15 protein-coding genes and 1 riboswitch are annotated in these 17371 nt (G+C 59.2%); of the genes, 4 read left to right on the forward strand and 11 right to left on the reverse strand.

Annotated features, from left to right (window positions below; all coding sequences use genetic code 11):
• Window positions 1-164: 164 nt before the first annotated feature.
• The 4 genes from ACIPL0_RS27395 to ACIPL0_RS27410 all read right to left on the reverse strand — a co-directional run bounded on the left by ACIPL0_RS27395 (window position 165) and on the right by ACIPL0_RS27410 (window position 3255).
• Window positions 165-527, reverse strand: coding sequence for a hypothetical protein (locus ACIPL0_RS27395; protein ID WP_400601192.1), 363 nt, complete (start codon window positions 525-527; stop codon window positions 165-167).
• 906 nt (window positions 528-1433) lie between these two features.
• Window positions 1434-1790, reverse strand: coding sequence for a hypothetical protein (locus ACIPL0_RS27400; protein WP_400601194.1), 357 nt, complete (start codon window positions 1788-1790; stop codon window positions 1434-1436).
• On the reverse strand, window positions 1787-2755 hold the full coding sequence (locus ACIPL0_RS27405; protein ID WP_400601196.1) for a hypothetical protein: 969 nt from the start codon (window positions 2753-2755) through the stop codon (window positions 1787-1789). Before ACIPL0_RS27405 ends, ACIPL0_RS27400 begins: the two co-directional genes overlap by 4 nt.
• Window positions 2756-2766: 11 nt before the next feature.
• Complete coding sequence (locus tag ACIPL0_RS27410) at window positions 2767-3255, reverse strand: Hcp family type VI secretion system effector (RefSeq protein WP_400601198.1); 489 nt, start codon at window positions 3253-3255, stop codon at window positions 2767-2769.
• Window positions 3256-3572: 317 nt separating this feature from the next.
• Here ACIPL0_RS27410 and ACIPL0_RS27415 point away from each other — a divergent pair, with 317 nt between their 5' ends.
• Window positions 3573-4550: an alpha/beta fold hydrolase gene (locus ACIPL0_RS27415; RefSeq protein WP_400601200.1), complete on the forward strand. Its 978-nt coding sequence runs from the start codon at window positions 3573-3575 to the stop codon at window positions 4548-4550.
• 876 nt (window positions 4551-5426) lie between these two features.
• Here ACIPL0_RS27415 and ACIPL0_RS27420 read toward each other — a convergent pair.
• The 3 genes from ACIPL0_RS27420 to ACIPL0_RS27430 all read right to left on the reverse strand — a co-directional run bounded on the left by ACIPL0_RS27420 (window position 5427) and on the right by ACIPL0_RS27430 (window position 7742).
• Window positions 5427-6314, reverse strand: coding sequence for a DMT family transporter (locus ACIPL0_RS27420; RefSeq protein ID WP_400601202.1), 888 nt, complete (start codon window positions 6312-6314; stop codon window positions 5427-5429).
• 147 nt (window positions 6315-6461) lie between these two features.
• Window positions 6462-7091, reverse strand: coding sequence for a helix-turn-helix transcriptional regulator (locus tag ACIPL0_RS27425; protein ID WP_400601204.1), 630 nt, complete (start codon window positions 7089-7091; stop codon window positions 6462-6464).
• Between the two features lie 21 nt (window positions 7092-7112).
• Window positions 7113-7742 (reverse strand): hypothetical protein, encoded by a 630-nt coding sequence (locus ACIPL0_RS27430; protein ID WP_400601206.1) that lies wholly within the window; start codon window positions 7740-7742, stop codon window positions 7113-7115.
• Window positions 7743-7921: 179 nt separating this feature from the next.
• A riboswitch (yybP-ykoY riboswitch) is annotated at window positions 7922-8085 on the forward strand.
• 8 nt (window positions 8086-8093) lie between these two features.
• Between ACIPL0_RS27430 and mntP the strand changes: the two genes are divergently transcribed.
• Window positions 8094-8663 (forward strand): manganese efflux pump MntP, encoded by a 570-nt coding sequence (mntP, locus tag ACIPL0_RS27435; RefSeq protein WP_400601208.1) that lies wholly within the window; start codon window positions 8094-8096, stop codon window positions 8661-8663.
• Between the two features lie 403 nt (window positions 8664-9066).
• On the opposite strand, the gene ACIPL0_RS27440 is transcribed toward mntP, so the two are convergent.
• A complete protein-coding gene (locus ACIPL0_RS27440; protein WP_400601210.1) occupies window positions 9067-9501 on the reverse strand; it encodes a GNAT family N-acetyltransferase in 435 nt (144 codons plus the stop codon).
• 272 nt (window positions 9502-9773) lie between these two features.
• Between ACIPL0_RS27440 and katG the strand changes: the two genes are divergently transcribed.
• Entirely contained in the window at window positions 9774-12044 is a 2271-nt protein-coding gene (katG, locus tag ACIPL0_RS27445; protein WP_400731629.1) for a catalase/peroxidase HPI, read from the forward strand.
• A 1050-nt stretch (window positions 12045-13094) separates the two neighbouring features.
• Here katG and moaC read toward each other — a convergent pair.
• Together moaC and ACIPL0_RS27455 are read right to left on the reverse strand one after the other, a co-directional pair.
• On the reverse strand, window positions 13095-13601 hold the full coding sequence (gene moaC / locus ACIPL0_RS27450) for a cyclic pyranopterin monophosphate synthase MoaC (RefSeq protein ID WP_400602746.1): 507 nt from the start codon (window positions 13599-13601) through the stop codon (window positions 13095-13097).
• Window positions 13602-13909: 308 nt separating this feature from the next.
• The gene (locus tag ACIPL0_RS27455) at window positions 13910-14794 is read right to left on the reverse strand and encodes a LysR family transcriptional regulator (RefSeq protein ID WP_400602748.1); all 885 of its coding nucleotides are present in this window, start codon (window positions 14792-14794) and stop codon (window positions 13910-13912) included.
• 233 nt (window positions 14795-15027) lie between these two features.
• On the opposite strand from ACIPL0_RS27455, the gene moaB reads away from it, so the two are divergent.
• Window positions 15028-15567, forward strand: a complete 540-nt coding sequence (moaB, locus tag ACIPL0_RS27460; RefSeq protein ID WP_400602750.1) for a molybdenum cofactor biosynthesis protein B — start codon at window positions 15028-15030, stop codon at window positions 15565-15567.
• A 456-nt stretch (window positions 15568-16023) separates the two neighbouring features.
• Here moaB and moaA read toward each other — a convergent pair whose 3' ends face one another.
• The gene (moaA, locus tag ACIPL0_RS27465; protein WP_400602752.1) at window positions 16024-17022 is read right to left on the reverse strand and encodes a GTP 3',8-cyclase MoaA; all 999 of its coding nucleotides are present in this window, start codon (window positions 17020-17022) and stop codon (window positions 16024-16026) included.
• Between the last annotated feature and the right edge of the window lie 349 nt (window positions 17023-17371).

Consider the following 17371-nt stretch of genomic DNA (forward strand, 5'->3'; position numbering starts at 1 on the left):
TGAATCAGAACGGCGAATCTTTGAGCGGGAAGCCTGCGCCTACTTCGCCTTCTTATACTGCTCCTCCCGGCCTATCGAGCACGCCTCCTGAATCTCCAGCACAACGGTGTCAACATTTGGCGCATACGCCGACTATTCAACATAGGGTTGGATGCCAATATTGGTTAAAAAGAGAGTTTTTCAGTAATCAACAGCAAAGTAATTAAAGTCGCCATCGTACCTGTTCCTGTGGCAAAGGGTATCCAAATCCAATACTTCAGACGGAGCGGTAGGCTTTTTACTTCATCGCTGTTTATCAGGCCTTCGCGGGCCCAAAGACTGCTAAATACAATCCCGCTCATCACAGCTGATAAGCGCATCTGGCGCCCCAACAAGCCTGCGCCTGTCCAATTTTTCTTGGCATCAACTATTAATTTGCTATTGCTGAACTTCGCTTCATAGTCGTCAATCTTGAAGCGGGCAATCCAGAACAGAACCAACGCATCAATGATAGATAAGCCCGTCAGTATAGTGATGCTTAACCCCATTGTTTTACCTTCCTAATGTCTCATATAGATATGTGCCAGCCCCATCACCTGCAATGCTGCCTAATTTTCCTCCTGTCCATCCCCCTATAGCTCCACCTACAAGTGCACAAGCCAATGTTGCTGTTCCTCCAGATGGAATCCCTAATCCAACACAAATCGCTGGTCCAATAGTCGTTCCGATCGATCCACCAAGCCAAGCAAGCGATATTCCTGCGGACGCTTTACCACCCTCCACATACTTCGCCTTCGTACACTGCTCCTCCCGCACCATCGAGCACGCCTCCTGAATCTCCAGCGCCCCCGCGCCGACGTCCAGTGCGATGCCGACGTAAGTGCCTTTGCTTAGAAAAAAAGCGGTGTCTCAGTATCGACAAAGCCGCCAAGTATCGTGATCGAACGAGATAGTCCAGCACTTGTCGATACTTTCACCTTTGACTCCCTTCTGCAGAATACTAAAGTTTCTACGCGAAACTCATTGCCACAGATACATGCAAATCAACAGGCACAGCATCAAATACGGTGGAACCAACGCCCAGTATTTTAGCTTCTTAGGGAAACGTCTGAACTCTGCGATGTCGAGAACCCCTCGTCGAATTCACAATCCAGGACACGCCAGACACATGCATACCATACTCAGCCGTAATTGCTTTCCCAAGAACCCTATCCCATGGAGACGGTTATTGGTATTTGTGACGGTTTTGCTTTTTTGCAAATGGGCTTTCATCGCGTGCAACTTGAAGAGCATTGCATAAAGCAGTGCGATGAAGGATGCCATGTATAGGCAGCACAGTATGATCAAATCTGATTTGCTGACGTTTATAGTCATTGCTGGTTGTCTGAGTAGAAAAGGATGCCGGATTTCATCGGTGCACATACATAAATGCGGTTGGCTCTGAAGTTGCGAAGCTAGCGCGTCAACCATATGAGTAGGAAAAAAGACGGTATGTACATGCACATTGGCACGAAAATCCATAGTTTTAGATTTTTGGGAAAAGCTCTTATTTCGGCCCGGTCAACCAGCTTGCGACGAGCCAAAGGGCCGGAAAAAAGTATAGACATACCGATCATATTGAAGGTTAAAATTTTTCCCATGAGCCCGAGATGCTGTTTTTGTTTCTGTATATCTTTTATTAGTTTGCTGTTTTTAAAGCTCTTCAGCGCCTCATTTGTTTTGGTGGCTGCTGCATAAGCAAATAGACTAAACCCTGTCATAAATAACCCACTAAGGGATAGCAGTGCGAAGTCGCTAGCCTGCAGTTTCATGGGAGTTGGCTCTCGTAGATTTTCAATCCTGTTAATTCTCCAAATTCGGAGCCGTATATGCCTCCTGTGTAAGCCCCGGCGGCTCCGCCGACGATCGAACATACCAAAGCGGCTGCTCCACCAGATGGTACTGACAACCCAATACATAGACCTAAAAAAACCGCTTCTCCTATCACAGCGCCTGCTGCAGAACCAGTAATCCCAATACCAGTTTTTACACTATTCACATACTTCGCCTTCGCACACTGCTCCTCCCGGCCTATCGAGCACGCCTCCTGAATCTCCAGCGCCCCCACGCCGACGTCCAGTGCGATGCCGACGTAAGTGCCTTTGCCCAGCACGCTGGCGGTTTTCGAGATCTTTTTCACCGTTTTCGCATAGCCGGCGATTTCTCCTGTGTGCAGGTAACTCTTGCTGGAGATGCCCAACATCTTCTTGATCTTGCCCTGGCGTTTGAGGCCAGAGGCAAAATGGCCGACGCCCTGCAGCTGTTTGTCGAGTCGGCCGAATAGCAGTTGCCGTTGTGCAAAGAACTGATCGTTGCCAATGGCTTTCGACCTCCAGCTCTTGAGCAGGGTTTCTATCTCCTTGAGCGTGCTTTCCAGTTCCTTGAGGTGCTTGCTCCACGCAGCCGTGCTGCTGCCGATACCGATGGACCCGTACGACATGATGCTTTGCAGCAGGTCATAGTTCTGCGTCATCAACTTGCCGCTGGTATAGCCATTGCCGATCATCGACAGATACACATCCCGGGCCAGCGACATCAGTTCCGTTTCTTCCGGCGTATACAGGGGTGAAGGATGGTCGCTGACCAGCACCAGTTGGCCGGGCATGACGACCTGATTGAAGATGTGTGCATTGAGCTGGTCGAACTTTGCGCGTGTGCGGTCATCCGTGACGACGTTATCGCGCAGCGTTGAGTAGTTGATCATTGTATCGTTGATGAACGCATAGGATTTCGACATGCAAGTGCCCCTTACGCATAAGGCTTGCAGGCGATTCGGTCCCAGCCGCCGCAGATATTGCCGCTTGCCTGGCCGGTCGTTCGGGACTGCTGGGTGTAGGTGGTGTTGATGCGTCCGAAGTTGAGGCTGATGACTTCCAGTGGTTCGCCACTGTCACCATTGTGGGAAAAGCTGGAAATCAGGACCTCTTCAAGCTGGATCTTGAAATAGCGAAGTTTCTCACCCCCGGCACGGCTGAGTGACAGCGTCACTTCGCGCAGATGAGAGCCCTTGCAGCCGGCTTCAAAAAGCTTGCTGCTGGCGCTGTCCAGGCGCTTGCTGAAAGTGAAGTCAGGCAGGTTGGCGCCACCAGCCGTTGCACCTCCTGAAGATCGGGCACTGGACGATACACTTTGACTGGCGCCAAAACTGTAGGCGGTGACTTCAATCCAGCCCTTGTGATGTTCATCCAGCGAGTCGCCGGGAATCCCTTCAATTTTGATGAAAGCATCGAATGCCATAAGCGTAACGTCCTTGATCGTCGAATGAGAGCGCGGACGATAGGGGTGCGGTTACGAAGGCGTCATTAAACAAAGCGATGAAAATTCTGCTGCTTTCGAAAATCAGGAATCGTCCGACGGAGATGTATGTGATTGGCCTACAAAAACGCCACCAAGCGATCAAGTCGCTGATGAATTGGGGCGTGTCAGGAGGAGGGCCTCGGGACGGAGCATTGCCCTCGTTCGAAGGTTTCGAACATCTGGCCCAATCCCGTTGTGCGTCTTCGTCGATCCTGTCACTCACTATGGTCGCAACACTCTCCTGAACGAGATCGACCATGCCCAACTCCATGATTTCGACCCTGCTGGCGGCAATGCTGGCCCTCGGTGGCCTGACGTTGCAGAACACCGCGCAGGCGGCCACCACCCTCGACGCTGCCAGCAGCGAACTGACCCAGGCGCGCGCGCTGATTCAGGATGGCAAGACCGAGGTCAACGGCGTGCGCTACCACTACCTGCTGGCCCGTGGCGGCAAGCAGACCGTGGTGCTGTTGCACGGCTGGGGTTCCACTTCCTATATGTGGCGCTTCGTGATGCCGCAACTGGTGGCCAAGGGATACACCGTGCTGGCGCCGGATCTGCGCGGGCTGGGTGACACCGCCAAGCCTTACACTGGCTATGAGAAAACCCAGATCGCCGACGACATCCGCGCACTGGTCAAGGCGCTGAACCTGGGGCCGAGCATCAACCTGATCGGCCATGACATGGGCGGCATGGTCGCTTACGCCTACGCGGCGCAGCACCCGGACGAGATCAGCCATCTGGCGATCCTCGACGTGCCGCTGCCGGGCATCGAGCCGTGGAACACCATCACCCAGACCAGCCGCACCTGGCACTTCCACTTCTACGCGGTGGCCGATGTGCCGGAGATGCTGATCGCCGGCAAGGAACTGGAATACCTGAAGTGGTTCCACAACTCCGAATCGGTCAACTCTCGCGCCTTCGATAACGAAGCCGACGAAGTCTACGGCCGTGCCTACGCAGTACCGGGTGCCTTGCGCGCCGGGTTCGCCTACTACCGCGCATTCCCGGAAGACGTGAAGGCCAACCTCGAATTCGCCAAATACAAACTGACCATGCCCGTGCTGGGCATCGGCGGCGCCGGCAGCTTCGGCCCGATCATCGGCGAACACCTGCGCCATGTGGCCGACAACGTACAGGCAGTGAACATCGAAGGCTCCGGCCACTGGGTCGCCGAAGAACAACCGGCACAAGTGACCGAAGCCCTGCTGAAGTTCCTGCCGGCGGCCCAATAAGCGCAGTTCGATTGGCCGCCGGATCTGTGGGAGCGGGCTTGCCCGCGAAGGCTCTGTTTCTGCCACTGAAGATCTGTTGCCTTCGCGGGCAAGTCCGCTCCTACAGGTAATCTGTGTTACGCCAGCTTTTGATCTTGCTTTGGATTTTGATCTGGGGCCCCGTCCCAGAAGGCCGAACGCAGGCGATGCGCAGTGGGCCGAGCGACAGGATGTCGCGAGAGCCGCGTGGGCCATGGATGGCCCATTCGCGGCGGGCTCACGGAGCGTCGCCGGAGTGAGGGAACACCGAGCATTAGCGAGGTGCCGTATGGCGGGGTGAGAAGCCCTTGGTTACTTGGGGCTTTTCCAAGTAACTCGCCGTCAGGCGAAACAGGGCTGCGTTAGCAGCTAAAGCGTCAGCCCAGACACACCGCATGCACAGGTTTTACGACGACTGCGTCGCCGGTCGCAGGACAAGCCAGCTCCTACAAAGGTCCGCGTAACTCGCCGGAGGCGAAACAAGGCTGCGTTAGCAGGCTCGGCGGAGTATCAGACAGGCCAAAGACACAGGATTTACGACGACTGCGTCGCCGGTCGCAGGACAAGCCAGCTCCTACAAAGATCCGCGTAACTCGCCGTCAGGCGAAACAGGGCTGCGTTAGCAGACTCGGCGGAGTATCAGACAGGCCAAAGACACAGGATTTACGACGACTGCGTCGCCGCTCGCGGGGCAAGCCAGCTCCTACAGGCGTTCGCGTAACTCGCCGCCAAGCGAAACCAAGCTGCGTTAACAGCTACAACGCCAGATCAGACACATCCCAATCGCGGGCAAGCCCGCTCCCACGGCCTTCGGCCAGAAGCGCACATGGCCGTGCCGCCGACCCCGTGGCAGTCCGGTCACGATCTGGCTTTCAACGCATACAAACCGCCAACGATCACCAGCGCCGCGCCGGCCAGTGTCCAGTGGTCGGGGAATTCGCCGAACACCACCAGCCCGACCAGCGTAGCGAACACCAGCAGGGTGTAGTTGAACGGCTGCAAGGTGGCGGCGGGGGCGTATTTCAGGGCCTGGATCAGCAGCACCTGGCCGAGGATGCCGGTGCTCGACAGCACACACAGCATCAGCCATTGCTTCGGCGTCGGCGTGACCCAGGCCGGGATGCCGACACACGACACGGCAATGGCGCCGAACACCGCGACGTAAAGCATGTTGGTGGCGAACGGATCGACCTGACTGATGCGCCGGGTCATCACGTTGAAGCAGGCGAAGGCGAAGGCCGACAGCAACGGAATCACCACCGCCCACTGAAACACGCCAAAGCCGGGGCGCAGGATGATCAGCGTGCCGGTGAAACCGATGGCGGCGGCGATCCAGCGGCGTACGCCGATGGTTTCCCCCAGCGTCCAGCCGGCCAGCGCCAGGGCCATCAACGGAAACACCGCGAACAGCGCGTGCATGTCGGCCATGCCGAGAAAACGCAGGCCAAAGCCGAACAGGGCAATCTCGCCGACACCCACCACCGCGCGAAGGATCTGCAAGCGGGGTGCCTTGCTGCGCGCCGCCTGACGAATACCGCCCTGCCAACTGGCATAGCCCAGGGCGAACAATGCAAACACCCAGTAACGCACCGTGACCATCTGGGTTATGGGCAGGTCGCGAACCAGCACCTTGGTCAGACCGTCCTGGCTGGCGAACACCAGCATCGACAGCAGGCACAACAAGATGCCCAGCCGCGGGTTGGTGCTGTCCACGGCGGGGGTGATGCTTTTCTCCTGGCGAGTCATGAACGGCGGGCTCCGGACGGGCATGCGATGGGGTGAGGGCGACGGTGGACGCACAATCGCCCATGACGATAGTGCCTGTGTGGCGCCAGCGGAAGATGTGTCAAACCGGCATGGTCTCCCTCGCTTACGACATGCACACCGCGAATATCAGTCCTGCCCGCTACCGGCGGTGCGGTGAACCGCAAAGCGGCAGACCAGCCCGCCACGGACCATGCATTCCAGGTGTTCGGTTTCGCCGCCGCCCAGGGCGCCGATCAGGGCCAGATCCAGCTCGCAGACCACCGGGTGAGCCTGGGCCAGATGATGGAACACGCAGTTGTGGGCGACGATTTCCGCTTCGGCGGGGGCGCGGAAAATCACTTCGGCTTCGTAGCCGGACTGGTTCATCCGTTCGACGATGCGCTGTTCGTCCACCACGCTGCGTTCAAGATCGCCAGCCATGCGCCGGCCAAGGTTGCGCATCAGCAGGGTCAGCGCTTCGGGCCCGAGAGCCTCGGCCACTTCGCCGATCAGCAGATTCGCCAGCAGCGAGTACTGACGGGGAAACTGCTCCCGGGCGTATTCGGTCAGTTGATGAAGCTGTTCGGGGCGCCGCCCGGTGGGCCGGGTGGCGCCGCGCATGACCAGGCCGTCGCGCTCCAGCGCTGCCAGATGCTGGCGCACGGCAGTGCGGGTGATCGTCAGGCTCAGCGCCAGATCGTCGATGCTCATTCCGGCCGGCTGATGCAGCAGCGCGTTGAGCAGATCCTGCTGAGTACGGCCCAGTCCTTCCAGCATGTGGTCACCTCGCGAGGGTTGTCAGAACTTGTCCGGAAACTGTTTGACCAGCGCCGCCGTCAGCGCGTCGGCCAGAGCCAGGATGTGTTTGCGCATCATCTGCCAGGTCTGCGCCTCGGCCGTGTAATCGCCGCTGGCGAGCTGGTCGATCTGCGCCACGTGATGGCCGCCGTGGGCGCTGAGCAGGGTCATCAGTGTCGCCTGCGGCAAGTTGGGGTTGGCCTTGGCCAGAAACTCGGCCAGTTGCCCGGCATTGCTGGTCAGCTCGTTGACGGCAGCCTGTTTGCCGGCAGCGTTTTTCGCCACCGTGGCATCGCTGTAATGCTTGACGGCGCCCCAGTGCCCGGCCAACAACTTGAGTAACTGATCGGCCGCCGGCTGACCATAGAGCGGGGCAATGCTGTTGGCGATGGCCGTGGCATTGCTGACCACCTCGCGGGCCGCGACGTCGGCGGCGGAATGGTTGCCGGCCTGGTTGGCGACAGCGTAGTTCCTGATCCAGAACACATGCTCGACCCATAGATCGCGCATGGCCAGCCGTGTGCTCAGGGCCGCGGAATCCGCCGGCGTTGCTGCGGCCGTGGCGGCCGGGCTGAAAAGGGGCAGGGTGAACAGGGCAAGCAGCAGGTAGAGCGCAATTCTTGTTTTCATGACAGCACCCTCGGAAGTGGGAATGTCCAACAAGATTAATTTAAGCATTAAAATATGTTTTTATTGGACGGTTCGAGAGTGGCCGATCAGCGGTCGTGCAGCACATGTCACCGCTGTCCAATTGATCCTGCCTCTGAACGTTAATGGTTTTTTCACACGGCCATCGCTATAGTGGCCACCCTTGTTGGGGAGTAGCCTGCTCAGGACGCTGGTCCTGCGCGTTCACGTCAACATTCTCGGCAGCATGCCGTGGCGTGAACACCTTCCGGTTGGCGAGACCAACGATGCATCCATGCCTGGCGTCGGGCGTGTGGTTGCGTCGTTGACTCACTGCCCGACTGGATACCCGCTGTGAACCTGATTTCCCTGATCTTCCTCGCGCTGGCCATGTCCACGGACGCTTTTGCAGCGGCCATCGGCAAAGGCTCCAGCCTGCACAAGCCACGCATCACCGAAGCGCTGCGCACCGGCCTGATCTTTGGCGTGATCGAGGCCATCACGCCTATCATCGGCTGGAGCATCGGCCAGGTCGCCAATCAGTTTGTCGAAAGCTGGGACCACTGGATCGCCTTCATCCTGCTGCTGGTGCTGGGTCTGCACATGATCTGGAACGGCATCAAGCACGAGGACCCGGAGGAAGAGCGCCCCGATCAGCATTCCTTTTTCATTCTCGCGGTCACTGCCGTCGCCACCAGCATCGACGCGCTGGCCGTCGGCGTCGGGCTGGCCTTCGTCAACGTCAATATCCTGGTGGCGGCGCTGGCTATCGGTATCGCCACCACGGTCATGGTGACCATCGGCGTGATGCTTGGCCGCGTGCTGGGGACGGTAGTCGGCAAGCGCGCCGAGATCGTCGGCGGCGTGGTGCTGATGCTGGTGGGCGCGACCATTCTTTATGAGCATTTGTCGGCGACGGCTTGAGCCGATGGCGCCCGGCAGCCTGGATGTTCTGCGAGAGATTCCATGTTTGCAGGCAACACTCGCAGTGTCTGGCTCGCTGCTACAGAAATCACAGCATCGAACCTGTGGGAGCGGGCTAGCCCGCGAAGGCGATGGGTCAGCCGGCGCGGGGTTGTCTGGGCTGACGCTTTCGCGGGCAAGCCACGCTCCCACGGATTTTGCGTTGGCGATGACTGGCAAGTCAGGCTACTACGGGGTTGGCGTCATGACGACTATCACCCGACATCGCATCGCTTTGTGGGAGGGAGCTCTGCTCGCGAAGGCGTCAGGTCAGGCAGCGACGTATCGACTGGATGAACGCATTCGCGGGCAAGCCCACTCCTACAGGATATGTGTCTGCCTTTTGTTCGATGGGCGCTGCGTATCAGGCGTTCTCGTCACCTGGCCGGGTAAACGAATAGCGGTCGATGTCCGTGCGCAACTGCCAGCCCTGATGCTGCCAATAGGCGGCAGCGCTGGTGTTGGTCTTGAACACATCGAGATGGCATTTGCGGATGCCCAGTTGCGCCAGGCTGTCCAGGCAACGTTGCACCAGTTCGCGGGCCACGCCCTGTTGCCTATACGCCGGCAGCACCAGCAAATGCTGCAGGTAACCGCGCCGCCCGTCGTGGCCGCACATCACACAGGCGCACAACCGTCCGTCGGCTTCGGCGACGAAGCTCATGCCGGGATTACGCTCCAGATAACGCACGGTGGCCTCGCGTGAGTCGGCATCGCGCAGGGAAATACCGGGGGTGTCGCGCATCAGCTCGATGACCGCGTCGTAGTCATCCAGGGTCATGGTGCGGAAGGTGATCATGGGGCTCGGTCCGTCTGGCTTGCGGGCCGGGCAGCGTAGCAGAGCGATTCCGGCAGCAATGTGACAATCGTGCGCGCGCCCTGACAGAGCCTCTCTATCGGCGCGCAATACGCTGACTATTAGAAGTATTGAGGAAGCGGGCTAGGCTTGATTCAGCGTCGGTTCCGGCCGGCCAGTAGGACCTGATCAGGAGAACAGAGCGAGCCAGGCGTGCGTGCCCCGGCGGTGGAGGGCCCTGCGTCATGCGCTCCCGCGACCACGGTGGAGCATCCATGTCAAATGCATCGAAATGCCCGTTCAATCACGCTGCCGGCGGTGGTACGACCAACCGCGACTGGTGGCCCAATCAACTGAACCTGAAAATCCTGCACCAGCACTCGTCGCTGTCCGACCCGATGGGTGAGGATTTCGACTACGCCAAGGCGTTCCAGAGTCTGGATTTCGCGGCAGTGAAAAAAGACCTGCTCGCCGTCATGACCAATTCCCAGGACTGGTGGCCGGCCGACTTCGGTCACTACGGGCCGTTTTTCGTGCGCATGGCCTGGCACAGCGCCGGGACCTACCGCACCGGCGATGGACGCGGTGGCGCCGGTGCCGGTCAGCAGCGTTTCGCGCCGCTCAACAGCTGGCCGGACAACGTCAGCCTGGACAAGGCGCGGCGGCTGATCTGGCCGGTCAAGCAGAAATACGGCCGCAACATTTCCTGGGCCGACCTGATCGTCCTCACCGGCAACGTCGCGCTGGAATCCATGGGCTTCAAGACCTTCGGCTTTTCCGGTGGCCGCCCGGACGTCTGGGAGCCGGACGACGACGTGTACTGGGGTTCAGAAACCACCTGGCTGGGTGGCGAAGACCGTTACGGCGCCCACAAGGACATGCAACAGCCCGGTGACGGCACGCTGGTCGCCGAGCCGGCCAAACACGGTGAGGAAGAAAGCCGCACGACACCACCCGGACGCAATCTGGAAAACCCGCTGGGTGCGGTGCAGATGGGGCTGATTTACGTCAATCCGGAAGGTCCGGAAGGGGTGCCCGACCCGGCGGCTTCGGCCAAGGACATCCGTGAAACCTTCGGCCGCATGGCGATGAACGACGAAGAAACCGTAGCCTTGATTGCCGGCGGCCACGCTTTCGGCAAGACCCACGGCGCCGGTCCTGCCAGCAACGTTGGCCCGGAACCCGAAACCGCCGGTCTGGAGCAACAGGGGCTGGGCTGGAAAAGCACCTTCGGCAGCGGCAAGGGCGCCGATGCCATCACCAGCGGTCTGGAAGTGACCTGGACCTCGACCCCGACCCGCTGGAGCAACGAGTACCTGGAAAACCTGTTCAATTTCGAATGGGAACTGACCAAGAGCCCGGCCGGCGCGAATCAGTGGATTCCGAAAAACGGCGCGGGTGCCGGGCAGATTCCGGATGCCTTCGACGCGAACAAACGTCGCGAACCGCGGATGCTGACCTCCGACCTGGCGCTGCGTTTCGACCCGATCTACGAGCCGATCTCGCGGCGCTTCAAGGACAATCCCGAGCAACTGGCCGACGCTTTCGCCCGCGCCTGGTTCAAGCTGACCCACCGCGACATGGGCCCGTTGGCCCGTTATCTGGGGCCGGAAATGCCGCAGGAAGAACTGCTCTGGCAGGATCCGTTACCGGAGGCGAATCATCAGCCGATCAACGATCAGGACGTCGCCGACCTGAAAGGCAAGGTGGCCGCGTCCGGCCTGTCGGTGTCGCAACTGGTAGCCACCGCCTGGGCCGCCGCGTCGACCTTCCGTGGCTCGGACAAGCGCGGCGGAGCCAACGGTGGCCGGCTGCGTCTGGCACCGCAGAAAGACTGGCCGGTCAACCAGCCGCAACAACTGGCGACGGTGCTGAAAACCCTGGAAGGCATCCAGAGCGCGTTCAATGGCGGGCAATCCGGCGGCAAGAAAGTCTCGCTGGCCGACCTGATCGTGCTGGCCGGTAACGTCGGCATCGAACAGGCAGCGAAAAATGCCGGACACAGCGTGACCGTGCCGTTCAGTCCGGGACGTGTCGATGCGTCACAGGAGCAGACCGATGTCGAATCGTTCGGCTTCCTTGAGCCTATCGCCGACGGCTTCCGTAACTACCTGAAAGGGCAGTACAAGGTGACGGCTGAGGCGTTGCTGGTCGACAAGGCGCAACTGCTGACCCTGACCGCGCCACAGATGACCGTGCTGCTCGGCGGCCTGCGGGTGCTGAACATCAATGCCGGGCAAAGCAAACACGGCGTGTTCACGGACAAGACCGACGCGCTGACCAATGACTTCTTCGTCAACCTGCTGGACATGGGCGTGGAATGGAAAGCCACCTCGGCCGCCAACGATACCTTCGAAGGCGTCGACCGCAAGACCGGCAACGTCAAATGGACCGGCACCCGCGTCGACCTGATCTTTGGTTCCCATGCGCAATTGCGTGCGGTGTCCGAGGTCTATGGCAGTGCTGACGCGCAGGAGAAATTCGTCAGGGACTTTGTGGCGGTATGGGCCAAAGTGATGGACCTGGACCGGTTTGATCTGCGTTGAACGTACCTGCGTCATGAAAACGCCTCCGAGTGGAGGCGTTTTTTATGGGGTTGAAGAATTTCCCGCAGGAGAACGCGCAGAGTTTTTTTGTGGGAGGGCGCTCTGCTCGCGATGGCGTCAGTCCAGACAATGCTGTGCCGTCTGACCCACCGCCATCGCGAGCAGAGCTCACTCCCACGGCCTGCGGCCAGAATCAAAGGCAAATGGCACGCGCCGTTCCGTAGCAGTCCGGCTTGCCGTCGGCGGCGATCTTGAGGACACCTTCGCGGGCGAGCCCGCTCCCACAGGGAATTTGTGTTACGCCGGCTTTTGATCTGGCTTTTGATCTGGCTTTTGATCTTGGGGCCCCGTCCCAGAAGGCCGAACGCAGGCGATGCGCAGTGGGCCGAGCGGCATGGATGCCGCGAGAGCCGCGTGGGCCATGGATGGCCCATTCGCGGCGTGCCCACGGAGCATTGCCGGAGTGAGGGTATGCCGAGCATTAGCGAGGCACCGTATGGCGGGGAAAGAAGCCCTTGGTTACTTGGGGCTTTTCCAAGTAACTCGCCGCCAGGCGAAACAGGGCTGCGTTAGCAGACTCGGCGGAGTGTCAGGCACGCCAAAGACACAGGATTTACGACGACTTCGTCGCCGGTCGCAGGGCAAGCCAGCTCCTACAAGGGACCGCGTAACGTGCCGGAGGCGAAACAGGGCTGCGTTAGCAGACTCGGCGGAGTAACTGACACACCGAGTGCGCAGGATTTACGACGACTGCGTCGCCGGTCGCAGGACAAGCCAGCTCCTACAGGTTCAGCCTTGCAGATCATCTGATCCGTATTTTTAAGATAAACCTGAATCTGTACTGAAACAGCTCTGCGTCGCACAATTTGCCCATTCCCGGCCACTTCAACCGACCTGACCGGCCTGTTTGTGCAGTAACCAGCCACGCTGTACTGCAAACCTTTCTGAAGGAGATTCACATGGGCAAGATGGCGCTTTTCCTGCTTGGATTCCTCGCACTCACCATTGGCATCGGCCTGCTGGCAACGATCTCGCCGGGCTGACAACCACTCAACGCTGCTGCTCGACCGTGAACGTCCCCGAACGGCCGCCGGCCTTGCGCAACAGACCGACGCCCTCGATGGTCATGCCACGGTCGACGGCCTTGCACATGTCGTAAATCGTCAGCGCCGCGATCGACACCGCCGTCAGCGCCCCCAGCTCGACGCCGGTCTGACCGCGCACGCGACACGTGCCGACGATACGGATGCTGTCCGGGGCCACTGCCTTGATGTCGATATTGACGGCGTTGAGCAACAACGCATGACACAGTGGGATCAACTCGTGGGTCTTCTTCGCGGCAAGAATGCCGGCGACCCGCGCCACCGCGAACACATCGCCCTTGGGGTGGCCGTTGCTCTGGATCAGCTTCAGGGTATCGGGCTTCATGCGCACCCAGGCCTGGGCGCTGGCTTCGCGTTCGGTGCATTCCTTGTCGCCGACATCCACCATGGTGGCGCGGCCTTCACTGTCCAGATGCGTCAGTGTCTGACACTCGGCGTCGTTGATGTTTTGCATGTTTGATCCTTGCGCCCGACGGGCGACACGAAATAGACAGCGCACCACGAAGTATCGATATACCCCATCGTGACCGAATCATTAGTTGAGGCGAACGTGATCGCCGCAGGTTTATTTCGAGCGGAACAAGAAAGACGAAAATAAGTTGTCAGACAGCAACTTTCTCCACTCGCGAGAACTTTCCAACATGAAAGTACAGTGGAGAAAGTTTATGAAGCACCCCGAAGTGCGTCCAATCTTTTGTTCCGATGCCTTGATTGGATCTGTCGATCACCCCGGGTGAACAGGGTGATCGAATAACGAATTGTTTATTTGCAGTAAAACCGCTTGGCCTCGCTGTAGCACTTCTCGGCAATGGCCGAACGCGGTTCGGTCGAACGCATCACCACGCCCAGCGGCGCCAGAATGTCGGAGTCCGGCAGCCTGGCGAATGCCAGGTTGTTGTCGGAGTTCTCGATGCCGTTGCCCATCGGCATCACCGCGCAGCAGAAGCCTTCGTGAATGGCCTGCAGCAACTGATAGGTCGAATCGCTCTGCAGCACCGGGCGCGGATTGAGGCCGCGGCTGCGGAAGCTCAGGTCGATGGACTTCCGGAAGTGCATGCCGTCGGTGATCATGCCCAGCGGCAGATCGGCGGCGTCTTCCCAGCTGATCTCGCCCTCTTCGAAATCGAAATGGCGTTTGTCGTACAGCAGACCGACCTTGGTCGAGCCGATCTCGAAAAACTCGAAGTAGTTCTGATTGACGTGCTCCAGATAGCACACGCCCAAGTCCAGCTGGTTGTTGGCCAGGCCTTCGATGATCTCGTCGGAACTCATCGAATGCACCGAGAAGGTCAGTTCCGGGAAGGACTCGGCCAGGTATTGCATGTAGCTGATCGGGTTGAAACTGCTCAGCGGCACCATGCCCAGACGCAGGCTGCCGACCAGTTGCCCGCGACAGGCCGCGACTTCGGCGAACAGGCCGTCGTGGGCCGCGAGCAGGGTGCGCGCCCAGGCCAGTACGCGCTCGCCCGTCTCGGTGAAGCCTTCGAAGCGCTGGCCGCGATTGACCAGAACCACGTCCAGTTCCTCTTCAAGGTTGCGCAGACGCATGGACAGCGTGGGCTGGGTGATGTTGCAGCGTGCTGCGGCCTGGCCGAAGTGGCGGGTCTGGTCCAGCGCGATGAGGAACTTGAGCTGCTTGATGTCCATGGTCAATACCTGCCGTAGCGTCTGCCACTTGAGAAGGGTGCATGGTTGTTTGGGGAGTGAAGACGGTCAAATCGTTTCTGTCGAAGGCATCATCGACGCGGTCTATGTGCGTCTGCGTCATGCTCAAGGGTGATCGACCGTTTCAATCAAACGGTTAAATAGAGTGATTGGACGGCATAGTTGGGCGCTTATTAATATCCCGCACATATAAACGAACCTCACGGGGTATTGCCATGAGCACGCCAGCAGCGGCGCTGTTTGTTCCGTTGAATATTGCGGTATTGACTGTCAGTGATACGCGGGACTATGCCACCGATACATCCGGCCAGTTGTTGGTCAGCCGTCTTCAGGAAGCCGGGCATATTCTGGCCGAGCGCAATCTGTTGAAGGACGACCTGTACAAGATCCGCGCACAGGTCGCGACCTGGATTGCCAGCGAGCAGATTCAGGTGGTGTTGATCACCGGCGGCACCGGTTTTACCGGCCGCGACAGCACGCCGGAAGCGGTGACTTGCCTGCTGGACAAGGTGGTCGACGGCTTTGGCGAATTGTTCCGCGCCAGTTCGATTCTCGACATCGGCACCTCGACCGTGCAATCGCGAGCCCTGGCCGGTCTGGCCAATGGCACGCTGGTGTGCTGCCTGCCCGGTTCCACCGGCGCCTGCCGCACGGCGTGGGAAAGCATCCTCGCCGATCAACTGGACAACCGCTACCGCCCCTGCAACTTCGTCCCGCACCTGAAAAAAGCTGAGCCCTGCGCGACGCGGGGCTGAGCGAGCGCCGCATCTGTAGGAGCGCGCTTGCCCGCGAAGGCTTTGCTTCTGCCACTGAAGGTTTGTTGCCTGACCCGGCGCCATCGCGGGCAAGCCCGCTCCCACAGATCCTGTGCAGTCGCCAGCAAGCCGGACTGCTACGGGTTTTGAGTCACCCGTTGGAGAGGCGGCAAACACACACATCCTGTGGGAGGGAGCTCTGCTCGCGATGACGTCTGTCCTGTCAGCACTGTGTCGCCTGACCCGACGCCATCGCGGGCAAGCGCGCTCCTACGGGTTTTGTGGCGTTTGCAGGATCACCAGTGAAAACCGAAACCCCTGTGGGAGCGAATTTATTCGCGAGACGTCATGCCAGTCGACAGATTGATGTCGTCAGCACTGGCCTCTCGCGAAAGAATTCGCTCCCACAAGGCGCACAAGTTCATTCAGTGAAGGTTATGTAGATGAAGCTGGCCCTCAACCCCCGGTCATGTTCATGAAGCGCAGCACCTGCACTTCGTCATTGACCTGGAAGTTGTGGCGGTAAGGCTTGAGTTTCATCGCTTCGATGATCGCCCGTTCCAGCACGTCCGGTTGATCGGGAAACTCGCGCAGCACCGCGCGCAGATCCGCCGAGTGTTCATTGCCCAGACACAGCAGCAAACGACCTTCGACAGTCAGGCGCACGCGGTTGCAGGTGGCGCAGAAGTTGTGGCTGTGGGGCGAGATGAAGCCGATACGGATGTGCGGCGCGTCGGCCGGGCGGCAGTAGCGCGACGGGCCGCGGGTCGATTCGGCAGAGTCGATCAAGGTGTGCTTCTGCTGGATCACCTTGCGCACCTGATCACTGGAAAAAAACGACTCGGCGCGGCTGTGTTCGCTGATGATGCCCAGCGGCATTTCTTCGATGAAGGTGATGTCCAGATGGCGCTCGATGGCGAAGTCGACCAGGTCGTTGATCTCGTGATCGTTGCGGCCCTTGAGCACCACGCAGTTGAGCTTGGTCTGGCGAAAGCCCGCGTCCCACGCGGCATCGAGACCGTCGATGACCTTGTTCAGGTCGCCGGTGCGGGTCAGTGCCTTGAAGCGCGCCGGGTCGAGGCTGTCGAGGCTGACGTTCATGCGCGCAAGACCGGCTTCGCGCAGTGGCTTCGCCAGCTTGCCCAGCTGCGAACCGTTGGTGGTCATGCACAGTTCCTTCAGGCCGGGCAGGGCGGCGATGCGCGCGCACAGGTCGACGATGCCGGGACGTACCAGCGGCTCGCCACCGGTCAGGCGAATCTTGCGCGTGCCGAGGGCGACGAAGCTTTGTGCGACCTGGAACAGTTCATCGGTGGAAAGGGTTTTTTGCCGCGGCAGAAATTCCATGTCTTCGGCCATGCAATACACACAGCGGAAGTCGCAACGGTCGGTGACTGACATCCTTAAATAATCAACGTTGCGGGCAAAGCCGTCGGTCAATACACGTTGGGACATGTCAGCCTCTTTCCGGCATGAAAACCGGTCGATGAATCGCGTGTGCGCGACAGAATAAAACTTCAGATGTGCAGACTAAACAGGGAGATTGCCAGCGTCCAATCGTTATTAATGACTGGATGATAAGTGCGATCTATCAGCAGTGTCAGGACTACGTTCATATATATTCATCACCCTCAGGTATAGGTGTTCGGCGGTGATAGAAAGCGCTTATTGTTCGGTCGTAAATAGCGATTGGACAGTATGTTCTTTCAAACTTAATGTGTGCTCCATGCCAACCTTGTTCAATTGAAACAACCGGTCTGGCTCATTTCTCTCAAGTTTTAACCGTCCTGAAAATAGGGGTCGT

It is taken from the genome of Pseudomonas sp. NPDC090208 (genome assembly GCF_044746785.1).
Classification (GTDB): domain Bacteria; phylum Pseudomonadota; class Gammaproteobacteria; order Pseudomonadales; family Pseudomonadaceae; genus Aquipseudomonas.